The organism is Curvibacter gracilis ATCC BAA-807 (genome assembly GCF_000518645.1).
Lineage (GTDB): Bacteria > Pseudomonadota > Gammaproteobacteria > Burkholderiales > Burkholderiaceae_C > Curvibacter > Curvibacter gracilis.
This window is the reverse complement of record NZ_JADZ01000006.1, coordinates 83,871-101,459: the sequence shown is the minus strand read 5'-3', so window position 1 is coordinate 101,459 and position 17,589 is coordinate 83,871. Positions and strand designations below refer to the sequence as shown.

General features: G+C 69.4%; 12 protein-coding genes. 6 read left to right on the top strand and 6 right to left on the bottom strand.

Translation table 11 applies throughout. From position 1 onward, the window contains the following. The first annotated feature begins 5 nt into the window (after positions 1-5). Genes L880_RS0105150 through L880_RS0105140 form a run of 3 tightly spaced genes read left to right on the top strand, consistent with a single transcriptional unit; the run spans position 6 to position 3,792 of the window. Positions 6-1,568 carry a polyamine aminopropyltransferase gene (locus L880_RS0105150; protein WP_027474764.1) on the top strand — a complete coding sequence of 521 codons (1,563 nt, stop codon included), beginning with the start codon at positions 6-8 and terminating at the stop codon, positions 1,566-1,568. Next, on the top strand, positions 1,568-3,283 hold the full coding sequence (locus tag L880_RS0105145) for an NAD(P)-binding protein (protein WP_211245278.1): 1,716 nt from the start codon (positions 1,568-1,570) through the stop codon (positions 3,281-3,283). The genes L880_RS0105150 and L880_RS0105145 overlap by 1 nt, the downstream gene beginning before the upstream one ends. After that, on the top strand, positions 3,280-3,792 hold the full coding sequence (locus L880_RS0105140) for a GNAT family N-acetyltransferase (protein ID WP_027474762.1): 513 nt from the start codon (positions 3,280-3,282) through the stop codon (positions 3,790-3,792). The genes L880_RS0105145 and L880_RS0105140 overlap by 4 nt, the downstream gene beginning before the upstream one ends. A gap of 9 nt (positions 3,793-3,801) precedes the next feature. On the opposite strand, the gene L880_RS0105135 is transcribed toward L880_RS0105140, so the two are convergent. After that, positions 3,802-6,510 (bottom strand): bifunctional diguanylate cyclase/phosphodiesterase, encoded by a 2,709-nt coding sequence (locus tag L880_RS0105135; RefSeq protein ID WP_027474761.1) that lies wholly within the window; start codon positions 6,508-6,510, stop codon positions 3,802-3,804. Between the two features lie 130 nt (positions 6,511-6,640). Here L880_RS0105135 and L880_RS0105130 point away from each other — a divergent pair, with 130 nt between their 5' ends. Further along, positions 6,641-8,020 (top strand): esterase-like activity of phytase family protein, encoded by a 1,380-nt coding sequence (locus L880_RS0105130; protein WP_027474760.1) that lies wholly within the window; start codon positions 6,641-6,643, stop codon positions 8,018-8,020. Between the two features lie 148 nt (positions 8,021-8,168). Continuing rightward, complete coding sequence (locus L880_RS0105125) at positions 8,169-8,825, top strand: glutathione S-transferase (protein ID WP_027474759.1); 657 nt, start codon at positions 8,169-8,171, stop codon at positions 8,823-8,825. Between the two features lie 13 nt (positions 8,826-8,838). On the opposite strand, the gene L880_RS0105120 is transcribed toward L880_RS0105125, so the two are convergent. The 5 genes from L880_RS0105120 to speD are packed head-to-tail and all read right to left on the bottom strand — an operon-like array spanning position 8,839 to position 15,369. Then, the gene (locus L880_RS0105120; protein ID WP_043328595.1) at positions 8,839-9,414 is read right to left on the bottom strand and encodes an MOSC domain-containing protein; all 576 of its coding nucleotides are present in this window, start codon (positions 9,412-9,414) and stop codon (positions 8,839-8,841) included. Between the two features lies 1 nt (position 9,415). Next, complete coding sequence (locus tag L880_RS31685; protein WP_051443079.1) at positions 9,416-12,685, bottom strand: bifunctional diguanylate cyclase/phosphodiesterase; 3,270 nt, start codon at positions 12,683-12,685, stop codon at positions 9,416-9,418. Positions 12,686-12,718: 33 nt separating this feature from the next. Then, positions 12,719-14,128, bottom strand: coding sequence for an aminopeptidase P N-terminal domain-containing protein (locus L880_RS0105110; RefSeq protein WP_043328593.1), 1,410 nt, complete (start codon positions 14,126-14,128; stop codon positions 12,719-12,721). A gap of 40 nt (positions 14,129-14,168) precedes the next feature. Next, entirely contained in the window at positions 14,169-14,951 is a 783-nt protein-coding gene (locus L880_RS0105105; RefSeq protein WP_027474756.1) for a nucleotidyltransferase family protein, read from the bottom strand. Between the two features lie 16 nt (positions 14,952-14,967). After that, the gene (gene speD / locus L880_RS0105100) at positions 14,968-15,369 is read right to left on the bottom strand and encodes an adenosylmethionine decarboxylase (protein WP_027474755.1); all 402 of its coding nucleotides are present in this window, start codon (positions 15,367-15,369) and stop codon (positions 14,968-14,970) included. 138 nt (positions 15,370-15,507) lie between these two features. Between speD and tkt the strand changes: the two genes are divergently transcribed. After that, positions 15,508-17,571, top strand: coding sequence for a transketolase (gene tkt, locus L880_RS0105095; RefSeq protein ID WP_027474754.1), 2,064 nt, complete (start codon positions 15,508-15,510; stop codon positions 17,569-17,571). The last annotated feature ends 18 nt before the right edge of the window (positions 17,572-17,589 follow it).

The following is a 17,589-nucleotide window of genomic DNA, read 5'->3' as shown; positions in this document are numbered from 1 at the left end:
GGCGCGTGCCCGGGCGGCGTGGCGCGCGAGCGCCCGACCCCGCCACCGGGCGCGGTGCGCCCCGGCCGGTCGAGCTGGCCCTGCTGAGCAGCGTGTTCGTGGTGGCCGCCTGCGGGCTGCTCTACGAGCTGGCCGCCGGCACCCTGGCCTCGTACCTGCTGGGCGACTCGGTGCTGCAGTTCTCCACCGTGATCGGGGCCTACCTGTTCGCCATGGGCCTGGGCTCCTGGGCCTCGCGCCATTTCGAACGCCAACTGCCGGCGCACTTCCTGCGCATCGAGCTGCTGGTGGCCCTGCTGGGCGGCGGCATGCCGGCCTTGCTGTTCCTGTGCAGTGCCTTTGTGCCCGGGGCCTTCCGCCTGGTGCTGTACCTGCTGGTGGGGGCGGTGGGGGTGCTGGTGGGGCTGGAGATCCCGCTGGTCATGCGCATCCTCAAGCGCCACGTGCAGCTCAAGGAGCTGGTCTCGCAGGTGCTCACCTTCGACTACCTGGGCGCGCTGGCCGTCTCGCTGGCCTTCCCCATCCTGCTGGTGCCGCACCTGGGCCTGGTGCGCACCGGGCTGGTGTTCGGCCTGCTCAATGCCGCCGTGGCGGTGTGGGCGCTGTGGCTGTTCCGCCATGAGCTGCGCCGCCTGCGTGTGCATGTGCTGGCCTGTGCGGGCGTGCTGCTGACCTTGCTGGGCGCCCTGTTCGGGGCCGATGCCATCACCACCGTGGCCGAAGACCGCTTCTACCAGGACCGCGTCACCTACACCGCCACCAGCCCCTACCAGCGCATCGTCGTCACCAGCGGGGCGCAGGGGCACCGGCTGTTCCTCAATGGCAACCTGCAGTTTGCCGAACGCGACGAGTACCGCTACCACGAGGCCCTGGTGCACCCGGTCATGGCGGCACAGGGCAACCCGCGCCGGGTGGCCGTGCTGGGCGGGGGCGACGGCATGGCCGTGCGCGAGGTGCTCAAGTACCCCGGCGTGCAGCAGGTCACCCTGGTCGAACTCGACCCCGAGATGACGCGCCTGTTCAGCACCCAGCCCGCGCTCAAGCGCCTCAATGGCGGGGCCTTGTCCGATCCGCGGGTGCGCATCGTCAATGCCGACGCCTTCCAGTGGCTGCAGACCGAGGCCGATACCTTCGATGTCATCGTGGTCGACTTCCCAGACCCCACCAACTTTGCGCTGGGCAAGCTCTACAGCCAGTCGTTCTACGCCCTGCTGGACCAGCGCCTGTCCGCCAGTGGCTATGCGGTGGTGCAGACCACCTCGCCCCTGGTGGCGCGCCAGAGCTTCTGGACCGTGGTGCACACCATCGAGGCCGCCGGCCTGGGCGCCACGCCTTACCACGCCAACGTGCCCAGCTTTGGCGAGTGGGGCTTTGTGGTGGCCTCGCGCCGCCCCTGGCGCCAGCCTGCCAAGCTGCCCGAGGGCCTGCGCTTTCTCAACCTGCAGACCCTGCCCCTGCTGTTCGACTTTCCGCAGGACATGGCGGCCGTGCCCACCGGGGTGAACCGCCTGTCCAACCAGATCCTGGTGCGCACCTATGAACAGGAATGGGGCAAGGTGGCCCATTGATGCGGTCTGATCCGAGGGCGAGCGGACTGCGCCGCCGAGACTGGCTGGCCCTGGCGGGGGGCGCTGGCCTGGGCCTGGCCGGCTGCTCGCCAGCCATGCCGGCCCTGCAAGGCGGGTTCGAAGGGGCGGCCTTTGAACGCGGCCACCTGCTGCGCGAGAACCCGCGCCGCTGGCCGGCGCCGGCGGTCTCGCGCCGGGTGGGCGTGGTGGTGGCGGGCGCAGGCATCGCCGGCCTGGCGGCGGCGCGTTCGCTGCGCCTGGGCGGGGTGGACGACCTGGCCATCCTGGAGCTCGACGAGCAGCCCGGCGGCAACAGCCGTGGCCGCCTGCTGGGCAGCCAGCCCTGCCCCACCGGGGCGCACTACCTGCCCCTGCCCGGCGACGATGCGCCCGAGGTGCAGGCCCTGCTCGAAGAACTGGGCCTGCGCCAGCGCCAGGCCGGCCGCTGGGTGTACGACGAACAAGCCCTGTGCCACAGCCCCCAGGAGCGCCTGTACGTGGAGGGCGGCTGGCAAGAGGGCCTGCTGCCGGCGCACGATCTGAGCGCGGCCACGCGGGCGCAGTACCAGCGCTTCGCCGGCCTGGTGGCCGGCCTGCAGCGCCAGGCCCGGTTTGCTATTCCGCTGGCCAGCCAGGGCCTGAGCCCGGTGCAGCTGGCGCTCGACAGCCAGACCTTCGCGCAATGGCTGGCCCAGCAGGGCCTGGACGACGCCCGCCTGCGCTGGTACCTGGACTACTGCTGCCGCGACGACTACGGCGCCGGCCTGGCCGAGGTCTCGGCCTGGGCCGGCATCCACTACTTTGCCAGCCGGCATGGCTTCCATGCCCCGGGCAGCGACGAGGCTGCCGAAGCCGCCGACACCCCGGTGCTCACCTGGCCCGAGGGCAATGGCTGGCTGGTCGACCGGCTGGCCGCGCCCTGGCAGGGCGACGCCCGCCATGGCCCGCTGTACCCGGGCCGGGTGGTGCTGCGCATCGAAGACCAGCGCCAGGGCGTGGCGGTGGACGTGTGGGATGTGGCCCGGCAGCGCGTGGAGCGCTGGCTGGCCGCGCACTGCATCGTGGCCCTGCCGGTGCATGTGGCCGCCCGGGTGGTGGTGACCGCGCCCGATTGGCTGCAGTCCACCGCCTTGCGCTGGCAGCATGCGGCCTGGGTGGTGGGCAACCTGCTGCTGGACCAGCCGCTGGCCGACCGACCCGGCGCGGCCCCGGCCTGGGACAACGTGATCTATGGCTCCAGCGGCCTGGGCTATGTGAATGCGGCGCACCAGCGCCTGGACCCGCGCCCCGGCCCCACCGTGCTCACCTTCTACCGTGCGTTGGGGGCCGGCAAGCCGGCCCGCAAGACCTTGCTGGAGCAGCCCTGGACGCACTGGCGCGGCCCCATGCTGGACGAGTTTCTGGGCCCTCACCCCGATCTGCTGAGCCGCGCCCGCGAGTTCTCGCTGAGCCGCCACGGCCACGCCATGGCCGTGCCCGTGCCCGGGGTGCTGGCCCACCTGTCACGCCTGCCGCTGGCTGCGGCCGCCCAGGCCGTGCCCGCCTTGCGCCAACGCCGCACCGGCGCCAGCGTGCCTGCGGCCCTGGCCCAGGGGCGGGTCAGCTACGCCCACAGCGACTGGTCGGGCTACTCGGTGTTCGAAGAGGCCTTCACGCGCGGGCACGATGCCGGGCTGCTGGCCGTGCAACAACTGCGTGGGCGCATCCCCTCATGAGCGCTGAGCAGCCCACCTTGCGGGGCCTGCAGGCCGCCGACCTGCCCGCCCTGATGGCGCTGCAGGCGCTGGCCTACGGGGCCGGCTATGTCGAGCCCGCTGCCGTCATGGCCCAGCGCCTGGCCATCACCCCGCACACGGTGTGGGGCCTGTTCGATGCGTCGGGCGCGATGCGCGCCTACCTGCTGGCCTACCGCAGCGTGCCGGGGGCGGTGGCGCCGCTGCACCAGCCGTTTCACCCGGCGCCCCGGCCCACCGCGCTGTACCTGCACGACCTGGCCGTGCACCCCCAGGCCAAGGGGCAGGGCCTGGGGCCGCGAGCGGTGGCGGCGGCCCTGGCCCTGGCCCGTGCCGAGGGCCTGAGCGGCCTGGGGCTGGTGGCGGTGCAGGGTTCGCAGCCCTTCTGGCAGCACCAGGGCTTTGCGCTGAGCCCGCCCGCTGCAGATTCGCAGGCCCACCTGGCGGGCTATGGCGAAGGCGCTGCCTACCTGTGGCGATCTTTGCCCTGAGCCACGGGCCTATCGGTGCTGCCCGGCGGCCTGGCGGCGTGCGGCCAGCAGCTTGCTCTGGTGCGTGTGGCGCCAGTGTTCGAAGGCCTGCCCCATCAAGGGCTTGGCAAACAGATAACCCTGGCCCACATCGCAGTCCAGCGCCATCAGGGCGGCGGCGGTGCTGTCGTCCTCCACCCCTTCGGCCACGGTGCGCAGGCCCAGCTTGCGACCCAGGGCGATGGTGGACTCGGCCACATGGCGGTCGCGCGGGCTGCGCAGCAGGGCGCTCACAAAGCTGCGGTCGATCTTGATGCTGGTGAAGGGGAACTGGCTCACATACGACAGGCTGGAGAAGCCGGTGCCGAAATCATCCAGCGCCAGGGGCATGCCGGCGGCCCGCAGCTCCTGCAGGCGGCGCAGCACCAGGTCGGGGTTGACGGCCAGGGCCGACTCGGTGACCTCCAGCTCCAGCCACTGGGCCGGCACGTTTTTCTGTGCCAGCAAGCCCTTGATGTGGTCGGTGAAGTCGGGGTCCTGCAGGTTGTTGGCGCTGATGTTGACGGCCACCTTCAGCGGCTGCCCCAGGGTCTGCCAGCGGGCCATCTGGTCGAGCGCCGCGCTGATCACCCAGCGGGTCAGCGGGTAGATCAGCTCGGTGGATTCGGCCAGCGGAATGAACTCGGACGGTGGGATCCAGCCCAGGCGCGGGTGGTGCCAGCGCAGCAGGGCTTCCACCCCCTCGAGCTCACGGCTTTCCAGCCACAACTTGGGCTGCCAGGCCAGTTGCAACTGGCCGCCGCGCAGGGCGGCCGACAGTTCGGAGCGCATTTTCAGATCGTGCCCGGGGGCGTGCTCGAAGCTGCGGCTGTAGCGCACCTGCGAGCCCACCACCGTGCGCGCCCGGGCCGCCGCCACGTCGGCACAGCGCAGCAACTGACCGGCATCGGGCGCATCGGCGGGGTACTCGGCACTGCCCAGTTTCAGGTGCAGCTCCACCGCGGTGTCGCCCAGCGTGATGGGCTCGCGGCTGGCCTGCACCATCAGCTCGCACACGTCCTTGGTCGACAGGCCGGGCGCAGGGCCGCCGGGGGGCGGCGGCACCGCCACGAAGTCGGTGCCGCCGGCCCGTGCCAGGCTCCAGCCATGGGTGAGCAGCTGGCGCTCCAGGCGTCGCGCCGTGATCTCCAGCACCATGTCGGCGGCACGGTGACCAAAGGCCTCGTTGATCTCCTTGAAGCGCGCCAGGTTCACGAACACCAGCTCGAAGCGATGGCCGGGCTGGCGCTCGATGCGCTCATCGAGTTGGCGCAGCAGGCTGTGCCGGTTGGGCAGGCCGGTCAGCGGGTCGTGGTTGGCCAGGTAGTCCTGCTGGCGGTTGAAGCGACGTTCTTCACTCAGGTCGCGCACCAGGCACAACAGCTGGGGCGCGCCGTCGAGGGTGAAGGACGACAGGCGCATCTCGCAGTCCACGCGCTGCTGCGTCAGCGGGGCGTCAAAGCTGTACTCGAAGCGCAGCTGCTCACCGGCCAGCGCCCGCTGCATGCGCTGGCGCGGCAGGGCACTGAGCTGGCCGGTGGCCGGGTCGATGGGGTGGGGAAAGAACTCCGACAGGGCGTGTCCCACCACCTCCTCGCCCTGGTTGCGCCCGGTCAGGCGCAGGGCCGCCGGGTTCAGTGCCAGCACACGGCCTGTGGGGTCGAGCACCAGCACGCCATCGGCCACATCCTCGAACAGGCGCCGGTACACCGACTCGCTGGTGGCCAGCACCTGCAGCATGTGCTGCAGGGTGCGGGTGCCCAGGCCCAGGGCCAGCAGCGCCAGGGCCAGCATCACCCCCTTGGTGGCGCTGCGTTGCCGCCACGGGGCCAGCATCTGGGCTTCGGCTTGCAGGCTGGCCACCAGCAGCGGGTAGCGTCCGGAGCGCCTGAAGGTGCCCCAGAGCTCAGTCTCGTAGCCGCTCGAGGTCTTGAATTCGCCGCCGGGCTGCTCGCTGGCCAGGCGGGCCAGCAGCTCGGATTCTGGGGCCAGGCGCCCGGTGCCCGGCGTGGGCTCACCGGTGTGCATCAGCACCTGGCCATCGAGCAGGTAGACCGCCTGCTCGAGCCGGCTGAGCGGGGCCTGCGCATCGCTGTCCTGCGGTGGGGCGGGCGGGTGCAGCGCCGCCAGCGGGATCAGGGCGCCCAGCAGCCACTCCTGGCCCGACTCCGGGCCGCTCAGGCGCATCAGCATCGGCAGCAGTTCGCCCTGTTGGTCGTTCAATCGGATCGGGCTGAGCAATTGCAGCGGGCCGGCCACCTCGGGGGGCGGCAACTGGCGCAGGCGCTGCAGGGCCTCGGGCGACAGGCTTTGATGCCGGTCCGCCGCCACCAGCTGCTCGCCACGGCGCACGAACAGCAGCTGCGACACGCTGTCGAATCGGATCGCGCCCTCCAGCAGGGTCTGGAGCGCGCGTGCATCGGGCTCGGTGTGCGCGCCGCTGGCGGGTACCAGCTCGCTGCCCAGGCTGCTCAGGCTGAGGGCGGTCTGCTCCAGCGTCATTTCGCTCAGCTGGCGCAGGTTGTCAGTCAGTTGCTGGCTGTTGTCGTGGGCCAGGCGGCGGCTGCTGTGGTAGTCCTGTGTGATCGACCACAGGCCCAGCCCGATCAGGCCCAGGCCCACCGCCAGCCCGGCCCAGCGCAGCAGGCGCCGGAAACGGCGGCCCAGCAGGTAGCTTTCGGAGGCGGAGAGGAGTTGCACCGATCCATCCTACCCAACATTCCAAAGTTGTAACCATTTGCCACAAGCCTTCGCGGGAAATCCCTGTCATCAGCGCGTCATGGCCGGGCCCGACATTCGGGGCTTGTCTTCTGTTGTGATGATTTCTCCGATGTCCCGCGCTCTCAATTCTGTTGCCGCTTCCATCCTGGCCGTGACGGCCTGCCTCTGGGCCCTGCCCGTGGCCGCCCAGTCCAACACCGCTGCGCCCCAGGCCTTCGAGGCCCGCCTGGCAGGCCACGCCGTGCTGCCGGCCCAGAGCTTTGTGCCAGCCCCCAAGAACGCCCCGCAAGACCTGCAGAGCAGCGGCAAGTACACCACCGGCGTGCGCGTCGAGAAGCTTGCCTCGGTGCCCGGCCTGTCGTTCGGCCGCCCCACCGGCGTGTCACTGCCCTTCAAGGGCCAGCCGCTGCAGGGCCATTCGGGCATCAAGCACATGGCCGACGGCACGTTCTGGATCATCACCGACAACGGTGCCGGCGCCAAAGCCAACTCGCCCGACTTCATGCTGTACCTGAACCACTATGCGGTGGACTTCAAGAGCGGCCACTTCAAGCGCCTGGACACGGTCTTCCTGCACGACCCCGACAAGAAGGTGCCTTTTCGCATCGTCCATGAAGGCACGCCCGAGCGCTACCTGACGGGCTCCGATTTCGACACCGAGAGCTTCCAGTTCGCCGGTGGCTCGATCTGGATCGGCGACGAACTGGGCCCCTTCCTGATCAAGGCCGACATGAAGGGCAAGGTGCTGGCCGTGTTCGACACCCTGGTGGACGGCAAGGTGGTGCGCTCGCCCGACCACCCGGCCCTGAGCACGCCGGCCGCCCCGGGCGGCACGGTGGATTTCCAGGTGCGTCGCTCCAAGGGCTTCGAGGGCATGGCCTCGTCCAAGGACGGCAGCAAGCTCTACGCCTTGCTCGAAGGTGCCCTGTGGAACCCCGAGGCCAAGGCCTACGAGTCGCTCGATGGCAAGCCTTACCTGCGCGTGCTCGAGTTCGATGTGAAGACCGAGCAGTGGACCGGTCGCCACTGGAAATACGTGCTGGAAGCCGGTCACCACGCCATCGGCGACTTCAACATGATCGACGACAGCACCGGCATGATCATCGAGCGCGACAACGGTGAAGGCACGGCCGACAAGGCCTGCCCCGAGGGCCAGCAGCGCCCGGATTGCTTCCATGACCTGGCCAAGTTCAAGCGCGTCTACAAGATCGAATTGAGCGAGGCCAACGTGGGCGGCCCGGTGCGCAAGATCGGCTACATCGATCTGCTCAACATCGCCGACCCGGCCCACCTGGCGCGCAAGCCGCTGAACAAGGGCGTGCTGACCTTCCCCTTCTTCACCATCGAGAACGTGGACGTGGTGGATGCCACCCACATCGTGGTGGGCAACGACAACAACCTGCCCTTCAGCAGCAGCCGCGAACCCAACCAGGCCGATGACAACGAGCTGGTGCTGCTCGACGTGGCCGAGTTCCTGAAGGCACGCTGAAGCCCCGCGGTAGCGGCATTCTTCGGAGTCGCCTCTTCTCTTTTTCTTGCAGTCAGTCCTTGGTTGGCCCGGTGCGCTCCTGCGTGCCGGGCCGCTTTTTTGGGCACGGCAAAATCGAGCGGCTTGAACTCCTCTGCCCGCTGGCGCCATGACCACTCTGCCCACCCTGTATTCGTTTCGCCGTTGCCCTTACGCCATGCGCGCCCGGCTGGCGCTGAAAGCGGCGGGTGTGAGGGTGGCCCTGCGTGAGGTGCTGCTGCGCGACAAGCCGGCCGAGCTGTTGGCGGTGAGTCCCAAGGGCACGGTCCCGGTGCTGGTGCTGCCCACGGGCGAGGTGATCGAGCAGAGCCTGGACATCATGCGCTGGGCGCTGGCGCAGCAGGACCCCCTGGGCTGGCTGCCCCCCGAGGGCAGCCGCGACGACGAGCTGACCCGCCATTGGCTGGCCGCCAACGATGGCGGGTTCAAGGCCTGGCTGGACCGCTACAAATACCCCGAGCGCCACCCGGAGCACCCGGCCAGCCACTGGCGCGAGCAGGCGCTGGTGCAACACCTGCTGCCCCTGGAGGCCCTGTGGCAGGCGCAGGGCGGCCCGCAGCTGCTGGGCCCCCAGCCCGGCCTGCTGGATGCGGCCCTGATGCCCTTTGTGCGCCAGTTCGCCCAGGTGGACGCCGCCTGGTGGGCCCAGGCGCCCTTGCCCGGTCTTCAGCAGTGGCTGGCCCAATGGCTGGCCAGCCCCTTGTTCGACAGCGTGATGCTGCGCTGGCCAGTCTGGCGTACTGGCGACGCAGAGCCGCGCTTCTGACGGGTGGCCGCGCTCAGTTCCGATGCTTGGCCCATTTGGCGGCCAGGGCTTCCACAATCCCCAGGCCGCGCTGGCCGGGGTGCAGCTCGAAGCGTTGGCCGGCGGTGATCGTGCCTTCCTGCACCACCGAGAGGTAGAAGCCGCAGCGGCCGCTTTGCGCCATCAGGCGGGCGGCCTGGGCAAAGCCCATCACGGCGTTGAACTTGAAGCAGGGCTCGCGTGGGGCGGTGACGCGCAGCACGCAGTCCGGAAAGTGCAGTTCGTCGCCGACCCATACCTCGGCTTCCAGCAGGCCCGTCAGGGTCAGGTTCTCGCCCGCAAACCCTGGGGGCAGCGCTTCATCAAACAGGCTGACACCGGCCTCGCGGCGCTGCTGCTGCCACCAGGGGTAGTGTTCGGCGGGCCAGGCATAGACGGCTTTCGAGAGCCCCCCATGCACGCTGAGGTCGGCCTGTTCGTCGCCGGCCAGGCCCAGCCGGGCCACGGGTACCGCACCATCGGCGGGGCTTTTGCCGATGGCGCTCAGGATGCGGCGGCCCTGGATCTGCAGGGGGCGCGCGCGGCCGGTGTTCACGCTGAGCAACTGCATCTCAAATTTCGCCACTCAGAGGCAGTTCGGCGGCACTGGCGGGGCGCCCGTACAGGTAGCCCTGGTAGGCATCACAGCCATAGCTGGCCAGGCGATCGCGTTGTTCCACCGTCTCGACGCCTTCGGCGATCACCGCCAGCCCCAGGTTCTTGCCCAGGGCCACGATGGTGCGCGCGATGGTGGCATCGTTGGCGTCCTCCAGCAGGTCGCGCACAAAGGACTGATCGATCTTCAATTGGTCCAGCGGCAATCGCTTGAGGTAGCTCAGGCTGGAGTAGCCGGTGCCGAAGTCGTCCAGCGAGAAGCCCACGCCATGCGCCTGCAAGGCGCTCATCTTGGCGATGATGTCCTCCACGTCGTGCAGCAGCAGGCTTTCGGTCAGCTCCAGCTTGAGGCGGTGGGCCGGCGCCCCGGTGCTCGCCAAGGTGTCGAGCACCTGTTGCACGAAGTCGGTCTGCCGGTACTGGCGGGCGCTCACGTTGATGGCCAGGGTCAGATGGGCATGGGCCGGGCTCAGGGCCCACTCGGCGAGTTGCCGGCAGCCCTCGGTCAGCACCCACAGGCCCAGGGGCAGGATCAGCCCGGTGTCCTCGGCCAGCGGGATGAAATCGGCCGGGGACACCAGGCCGCGCTGCGGATGCTGCCAGCGCACCAGGGCCTCGGCCCCCAGCACCTGGCCGGCCGCGCTGACCTGGGCCTGGTAGGCCAGCAGCAGCTGGCCGTCGCGGATGGCCACGCGCAGGTCCGACTCGAGGGTGGCGCGCTCGGCCACCAAGGCCTGCATGGCCGGGTCGAAGAAGCGCAGCGTGTTGCGGCCGGCCGCCTTGGCCTGGTACATGGCCAGGTCGGCGCGCTGCAGCATCTCGTCCACCTGCGAATGCTGGTCGAACAGGGCCACCCCCATGCTGGGCGAGCAGTGGTATTCGTTGCCGGCCAGGTCATAGGGGTGGTTCAGGGCCAGGCGGATGTTCTCGCCCACGGTCTCGGCTTGGTGGGCTGCTTCCGCCGGGTGGCTGTCCAGCCCATCGAGCATGACCACGAACTCATCGCCACCCAGACGCGAGACCGTGTCACTTTCGCGCACGCTGTGCAGCAGACGCTGCGCCACCTGCTGCAGCAACAGGTCACCCTTGTCGTGGCCCAGGGTGTCGTTGAGGGTCTTGAAGTTGTCCAGGTCGATGAAGATCAGCGCCCCATTGCGCTGGCGCCGCACGCTGGAGGCCAGGGCCTGGCGCAGCCGGTCCAGCAGCAGGCGGCGGTTGGGCAGGCTGGTCAGGGGGTCGAAGAAGGCGAGGTGGCGGATCTCGTTCTCGGCCGCCTTGCGCTGGGTGATGTCGGTCAGGGTGCTGACGTAATGCGTGACCTCGCCACCCTCACCCTTGACGGCTGTGATGGTCAGCCACTCGGGGAAGATGTCGCCGTTCTTGCGCCGGTTCCAGATCTCGCCCTGCCATTGCCCTGTTTCCAGCACTGACTTCCAGAGACCGTCATAGAAGGCACGGTCGTGCCGGCCCGATTTGAGGATCTGGGGCGTCTGCCCCACCACGTCCTGCGAGCTGTAGCCGGTGATGTCGCTGAAGGCCTGGTTGATCTTCAGGATCACGCCCTGCCGGTCGGCCACCATCATGCCTTCCTGGGTTTCGAAGGCGGTGGCGGCAATGCGCTGTTCGGCGTCGATGCGGCGTCGCTCGGTCACGTCCTCGAGGATGGCCAGGTACTGGGCGATGTTGCCCTGGTCGTTGAGCACGGGTGAGACCTGCACCTTGTGCCACAGCAGGGTGCCGTCGTGGCAACGGATCGGCAGCTCGCCTTGCCAGGCCTGGCCCTGGCGTGCCAGCGCCCAGATGGACTCGTAGCGGGCCTGGTCCTCGTCTGCAGCGCGCAGAAAGTTCGGCGGCTGACCGAGCACGTCGGCCATGGCATAGCCGCTCATGCGTTCGAATTCGGGGTTCACATAGGTGATGCTGGCACGGGTGTCGGTGATCACGATGGACACCGGGCTTTGCGCCATGGCACGCGACAGGGTCTTGAGCTCGGCCGCCTGTTGGTGCAGGGCTTCCAGGTGGCGCGCATTTTCACGGTGGTAGGCCAGGAACAGCCGGCGCGACCAGCGTGAGAACAACAAGGACGCCCCCAGCGCCACACCCAGCGCCACCAGCACCGCCAGGCCCAGGGTCAGCCAGCGCTGCGGGTTGCCTTCGTCATGCAGCTGCCTCTCCCGGTTGATCGAAGACTCCAGCTCGTTGTCGAACACCGTGGCGGCGATCACCCAGCCCCAGGGCTCGACCACCTTGACCAGCGCTGTCTTGGGGCTCATCTGGCCGGTGTTGGGGTGGGGCCATTCGTAGTGGATGAAGCCGCCCCCGTTCTGGCCGGTGCGGAAGATCTTTTCCACGGCCGCGGCTTCGGCCGGCGGCAGGCCGGAAAAATGCAGGCCTTCCAGCGAGGCGTTGGAGGGCGACAGCAAAGATCGGCCCTGGCGGTCGACCAGGCCGAAGTAGCCGCTGACGCCGAAGCGCAGCGAGCGCAGGTGGGCCAGGGCTTCCTGCTGCTGCAGCTCCTCCCATTTGTAGGTGTAGTCGCCGGTGCCGATCAGCCAGCCGTAGGGGGCAAAGTAACGCACATAGGCCAGCTTGTCGGCCATCTGCTTGGGTTGGTCGGGCAGGTACCAGCGGTAGCGCGAGAAGCCCTCGCCACGGGGCTTGCGGGCCGCCTCGATCAGACCTTGCATGATGGGGTGGCCGGTGTCGTCGCGGTTGTCCGGCGACAGCTTGCCTTCGAGCTGCGGCGCGGTGGGCAGCAGGATGAAGCGGCCCTCCATGTCGTCGATGAAGTAGTAGCCCCGGCCATCGTAGAAGCGCACCTCACGCAGCGCCTCGATGATCAGCTGGCGCACCTCGGCGGCCGGGCGCAGCGGCGACTCGCGCCGGTAGATGGCCTCGGCCACCTGCATGGCGTTGTCGACCTGGTTGACCAGGCTGTGGCGCAGCACGTCGTGGGTGCGTGAACGCACGAACTCGATGTAGCTCAGGGCCGAGTCCATCTCGGCCGACAGGCGCTGCCGTTGCTGCTGTTGCAGCACCGCTTCCACCCTTTGCAACGAGGCCTTTTGCTCGGCCAGGTTCTGCCATGAGAAGAATCCCACCAGGGCCAGCGTCAGGCTCAGCACCACCACCAGCGTGCCCACCAGGTGCAGGCGGGGCACGGTTTTCTCGTTGGCGATCAGGCGCGGGGCACGGCGCTCGGGTCGGGGGGCGGGGGAGGCGCTCATGCCGACTGGGGGGCGGTCTGCTTCATCCGGCCATCAGCGCATCAGCGCTTCGATCTCGTCGGCGTGCACGGGCACGTCGCGGGTGATCAGCTCGCAGCCTTGCGCCGTGACCACGGCATCGTCTTCGATGCGGATGCCGATGTGGTGGAAGGCCTCGGGCACGCCCGGGGCCGGGCGCACATACAGGCCGGGCTCGAGGGTCAGCACCATGCCTGGGTGCAGGATGCGGCTGGGCCGGTTGGTGATGGTCTCGCCCGACAGCGGGTCGCGCCGCAGGCTGGCCTCGCCCAGCTCGGTGGGCTCCACATAGCTGCCGCAGTCGTGCACATCCATGCCCAGCCAGTGGCTGGTGCGGTGCATGTAGAACGGGAAGTAGCTGCGGTTCTCGATCACGTCCTGCACGCTGCCCACGCTGTTGCGGTCGAGCAGGCCCAGGTCGAGCAGGCCTTGCGCCAGCACGGCCACGGTGGCGTCGTGCGGGTCGTTGAAGCGGGCGCCGGCACGGGTGGCGGCCACGGCCGCGTCCTGCGAGGCCAGCACCAGGTCGTACAGGGCGCGTTGCGGCCCGCTGAAGCGGCCATTGGCCGGGAAGGTGCGGGTGATGTCGCTGGCGTAGCTGTCGAGTTCGCAGCCGGCATCGATCAGCACCAGCTCGCCGTCGCGCACCGGTGCGGTGTCGGCGCGGTAGTGCAGCACGCAGGCATTGGCGCCGGCGGCCACGATGGAGCTGTAGGCCGGGTACTGCGAGCCGTGGCGGCGGAACTCGTGCAGCAGTTCGGCGTCCAGGTGGTACTCGCGCACGTCCTGGCCGGCGCGCAGCCGGCTGGCGCTGAGCTGCATGGCGCGCACATGGGCGCGGGCGCTGATCTGGGCAGCCCGGCGCATGATGGCCAGTTCGTACCCGTCCTTGATCAGGCGCATCTCGTCGAGCACGCCGCACAGGTCGCGCTGCATGGCCGGGCACAGGGCGCCGAAGCGCACCCGGGCGCGCACCTGGCTGAGCCAGCCGTCGACCCGGGTCTCCAGGCCCTTGTGGGTGGCGAAGGGGTAGTGCACCACGTCGCGGTTTTCCAGCAGCTTGGGCAGGCGGCTGTCCAGCTCGGTCACCGGCCAGGCCGTGTCCACACCCAGGGCCGCGGGGGCGGCATCCGGGCCCAGGCGGTAGCCGTCCCAGATCTCGCGCTCCAGGTCCTTGGGGTTGCACCACAGCGTGCTGTGGCCGTCGCCGGTGATGACCAGCCAGGCGTTGGCCTCGGTGAAGCCGGTCAGGTAGTAGAAGTAGCTGTCGTGCCGGTACAGGAAATCGCTGTCGCGGTTGCGCTGGCGCTCGGGCGCGGTGGGCACGATGGCGATGCCGTTGGGCCCGATGGCCTGGGCCACGCGGGCGCGGCGTTCGGCGTAGACGCTCAAGGGGGTGGGGGCGAGGGTGGGGAGGTCGGACATGGCGGGCTTTCAGCGGCGGTGTGGGCTGGGGTGGGGCGGATCAGGCCGCGTTCTGGGGCTCGTTCAGGGGCTTGTTCAATTGGGCCAGTCGCTCGGGCGTGCCCACGTCGGTCCAGCGCCCGGTGTACAGGCTGGCCGTCACGCGGCCGGCATCCATGGCACGGCGCAGCAGCGGTGCCAGCGCGGCGGCCTGCCCCTGCGGGTTGCCGGCGGCGATGTCGCACCAGGGTGCCGTGAACAGCTCGGCGCGGTACAGCCCGATGGTGCTGTAGGTGTGGCGCGGGCCGGGCTGGTCGGCGCCCAGGTTCAGGGCCAGGCCTTCGGGGCTCAGGCCGAAGTCGCCGCGCGGGTTGTGCGCCGGGTTGGGCACCAGCCACAGGTGGGCCAGGGCCGTGCCGGCGCGAAACCGGGCCAGGGCCTGCGGGTCGAACACGAAGTCGGGGGCGAACACATCGCCCGCAGCCAGCCAGAACACCTCGCCCAGGTGGGGCAGCGCGCGGGCAATGCCGCCGGCGGTCTCCAGCGCGCCGCCAAAGTCGGCGGCCTCGTCGGAATAGCTCAGCGCCAGCGAGCCGTGTTCAGTGGCGAACTGCGCACCGAAATGGTCCTGGATCTGCTGGCCCAGCCAGGCGGTGTTGATCACCACCTGCCGGCAGCCGTCTCGGGCCAGCGCCTGCAGCTGCCACTGCAACAGCGGGCGGCCCTGCACCGCCAGCAGCGGCTTGGGGTGCAGGTCGGTGAGCGGGCGCATGCGCTCGCCACGGCCGGCGGCCAGCAGCATGGCCGGGGTGTCTTGCATGAGGGCGTCTGGCGTGGGGTTCATGGATCAGGCCGGGGCGTCAGGCCGGCAGGGGTTGGGCCGCTTCGATCAGGCTGCCACGCTGCAGCTCTTGCAGGCGCTGGCGCCCGGGCTGGAACAGCGCCAGCAATCGGGCCAGCAGGGCACGCGCCTGGGGGGCGTGGTCGGCCCCCACATTGCACACGTACACATCGAGGGTCACGGCGCCCAGTTCGGGCCAGGTGTGCACACACAGATGCGATTCGGCCAGCAGCACCGTGGCGGTCACCCCGCCGGGGCCCTTGGGGCCGGCCGGGAAGGCGTGCACCAGTTGGTTGACGGCCTGCAGGCCACTGGCGGCCACGGCCTCCAGGCAGGCCTGGCCCAGCGCTGGCGCGTCCTGCAGCCAGTGCGGCGCACAGCGGCAGTCGTGCAAATCAGCGGTCAGGTGAAGGCCAAGCATAAGAGGCTCCACTTTAGTGCAAGTCAGGGCCTGAATGAGACGGATGGCGGCCCTGAAAGTGGGCTTCGCGACCTGGGTCGGGCGCGACCGGTAAAATACGGGGTTTCCCCCAGACCCTCCAATCCGGAGCTTCTCCCGATGGCCAACACCCAGCAACAACAAGATATGGCAAACGCGATCCGCGCGTTGGCCATGGACGCCGTTCAACTCGCCAACTCCGGTCACCCGGGTGCCCCCATGGGCATGGCCGACATGGCGGTGGCCCTGTGGGGCCAGCACCTCAAGCACAACCCGAGTCAGCCCCAGTGGCTGGACCGTGACCGCTTCGTGCTGTCCAACGGCCACGGCTCGATGCTGATCTACGCGCTGCTGCACCTCACCGGCTACCCGCTGCCGATCGAAGAGCTGAAGAACTTCCGCAAGCTGCACAGCAAGACCGCCGGCCACCCCGAAGTGGGCATCACCCCCGGCGTTGAAACCACCACCGGCCCGCTGGGCCAGGGCATCACCAATGCCGTGGGCTTCGCGCTGGCCGAGAAGCTGCTGGCCAAGGAGTTCAACCGCGACGGCCATGCCGTGGTCGACCACCACACCTACGTCTTCATGGGCGACGGCTGCCTGATGGAAGGCATCAGCCACGAAGCGGCCGCCCTGGCCGGTGCCTGGAAGCTGGGCAAGCTGATCGCCCTGTACGACGACAACGGCATCTCCATCGACGGCCAGGTCGCGCCCTGGTTCATCGACAACACCGCCCAACGCTTCCAGGCCTATGGCTGGAATGTGATCGGCCCGGTGGACGGCCACGACGTGGACGCCGTGTCGCAGGCCATCGCCCAGGCCAAGGGCCAGAACGCGGCCCCCACCCTGATCATCTGCAAGACTGCCATCGGCAAGGGCTCGCCCAACCGCGCCAACACCTCCAAGGCCCACGGCGAACCCCTGGGTGCCGAAGAAATCGCCCTGACCCGCGAAGCCCTGGGCTGGCCGCATGCCCCCTTTGAGATCCCGGCCGATGTGTACGCCGCCTGGGACGCCAAGGCCCGTGGCGCCGCCGCCGAAGCCGAGTGGAACACCCGCTTCGCCGCCTACCAGGCCGCCCACCCGGCGCTGGCCGCCGAGCTGCTGCGCCGCATGGCCGGCGAGCTGCCGAAGAACTTTGCCCAGGTGGCCGTCGATGCCGCCATCGCCGCCCACACCAAGGCCGAGACCGTGGCCAGCCGCAAGGCCAGCCAACTGGCCCTGGAAGCCTTCACCGCCGCTCTGCCCGAGCTGCTGGGGGGCTCTGCCGACCTGACCGGCTCCAACCTCACCAACACCAAGAGCACCCCCAACCTGCGCTTTGACGCCGCCGGCGAGGTGGTGCAGACCGCTGCGGCCGACGGCCAACTGGTGGGTGGCCGCCACATCAACTACGGCGTGCGCGAGTTCGGCATGGCCGCCATCATGAACGGTGTGGCCCTGCACGGTGGCTTCATCCCCTACGGTGGCACCTTCCTGACCTTCAGCGACTACAGCCGCAACGCGATCCGCATGGCGGCGCTGATGAAGCAGCGCGTGATCCATGTGTTCACCCACGACTCCATCGGTCTGGGCGAAGACGGCCCGACCCACCAGTCGATCGAACACGCCGCCAGCCTGCGCCTGATCCCCAACCTCGATGTGTGGCGCCCGGCCGACACGGCTGAAACCACCATCGCCTGGGCCGTGGCCCTGGAGAACAAGAACCGCCCGACCGCCCTGCTGCTGTCGCGCCAGAACCTGCCCTACTCGCCCAAGAAAGACCTGGGCGAGATCAGCCGCGGTGCCTACATCCTGAGCGAGCCGGCCGACATCGGCATCAAGCGCAAGCCCCAGGGCGTGATCATCGCCACCGGCTCTGAAGTGCAGCTGGCGCTGGCCGCCCAGAAGCTGCTGGCCGAGAAGAAGGTCTATGTGCGCGTGGTCTCCATGCCCAGCACCACCACCTTCGATCGCCAGACCCTGGCCTACAAGAAATCGGTCCTGCCGGCCGGCCTGCCCCGCGTGGCGGTCGAGATGGGCAGCACCGATGGCTGGTGGAAGTACGGCGTGGCCGCCGTGGTGGGCATCGACACCTATGGCGAATCGGCCCCGGCCCCGGTGCTGTTCAAGCACTTCGGCTTCACCGCCGAGAACGTCACCGACACCGTGCTGGTGGCGCTGGGCAAGGCCAAGAAGAAGTAACCCACACGAAGCAAATCC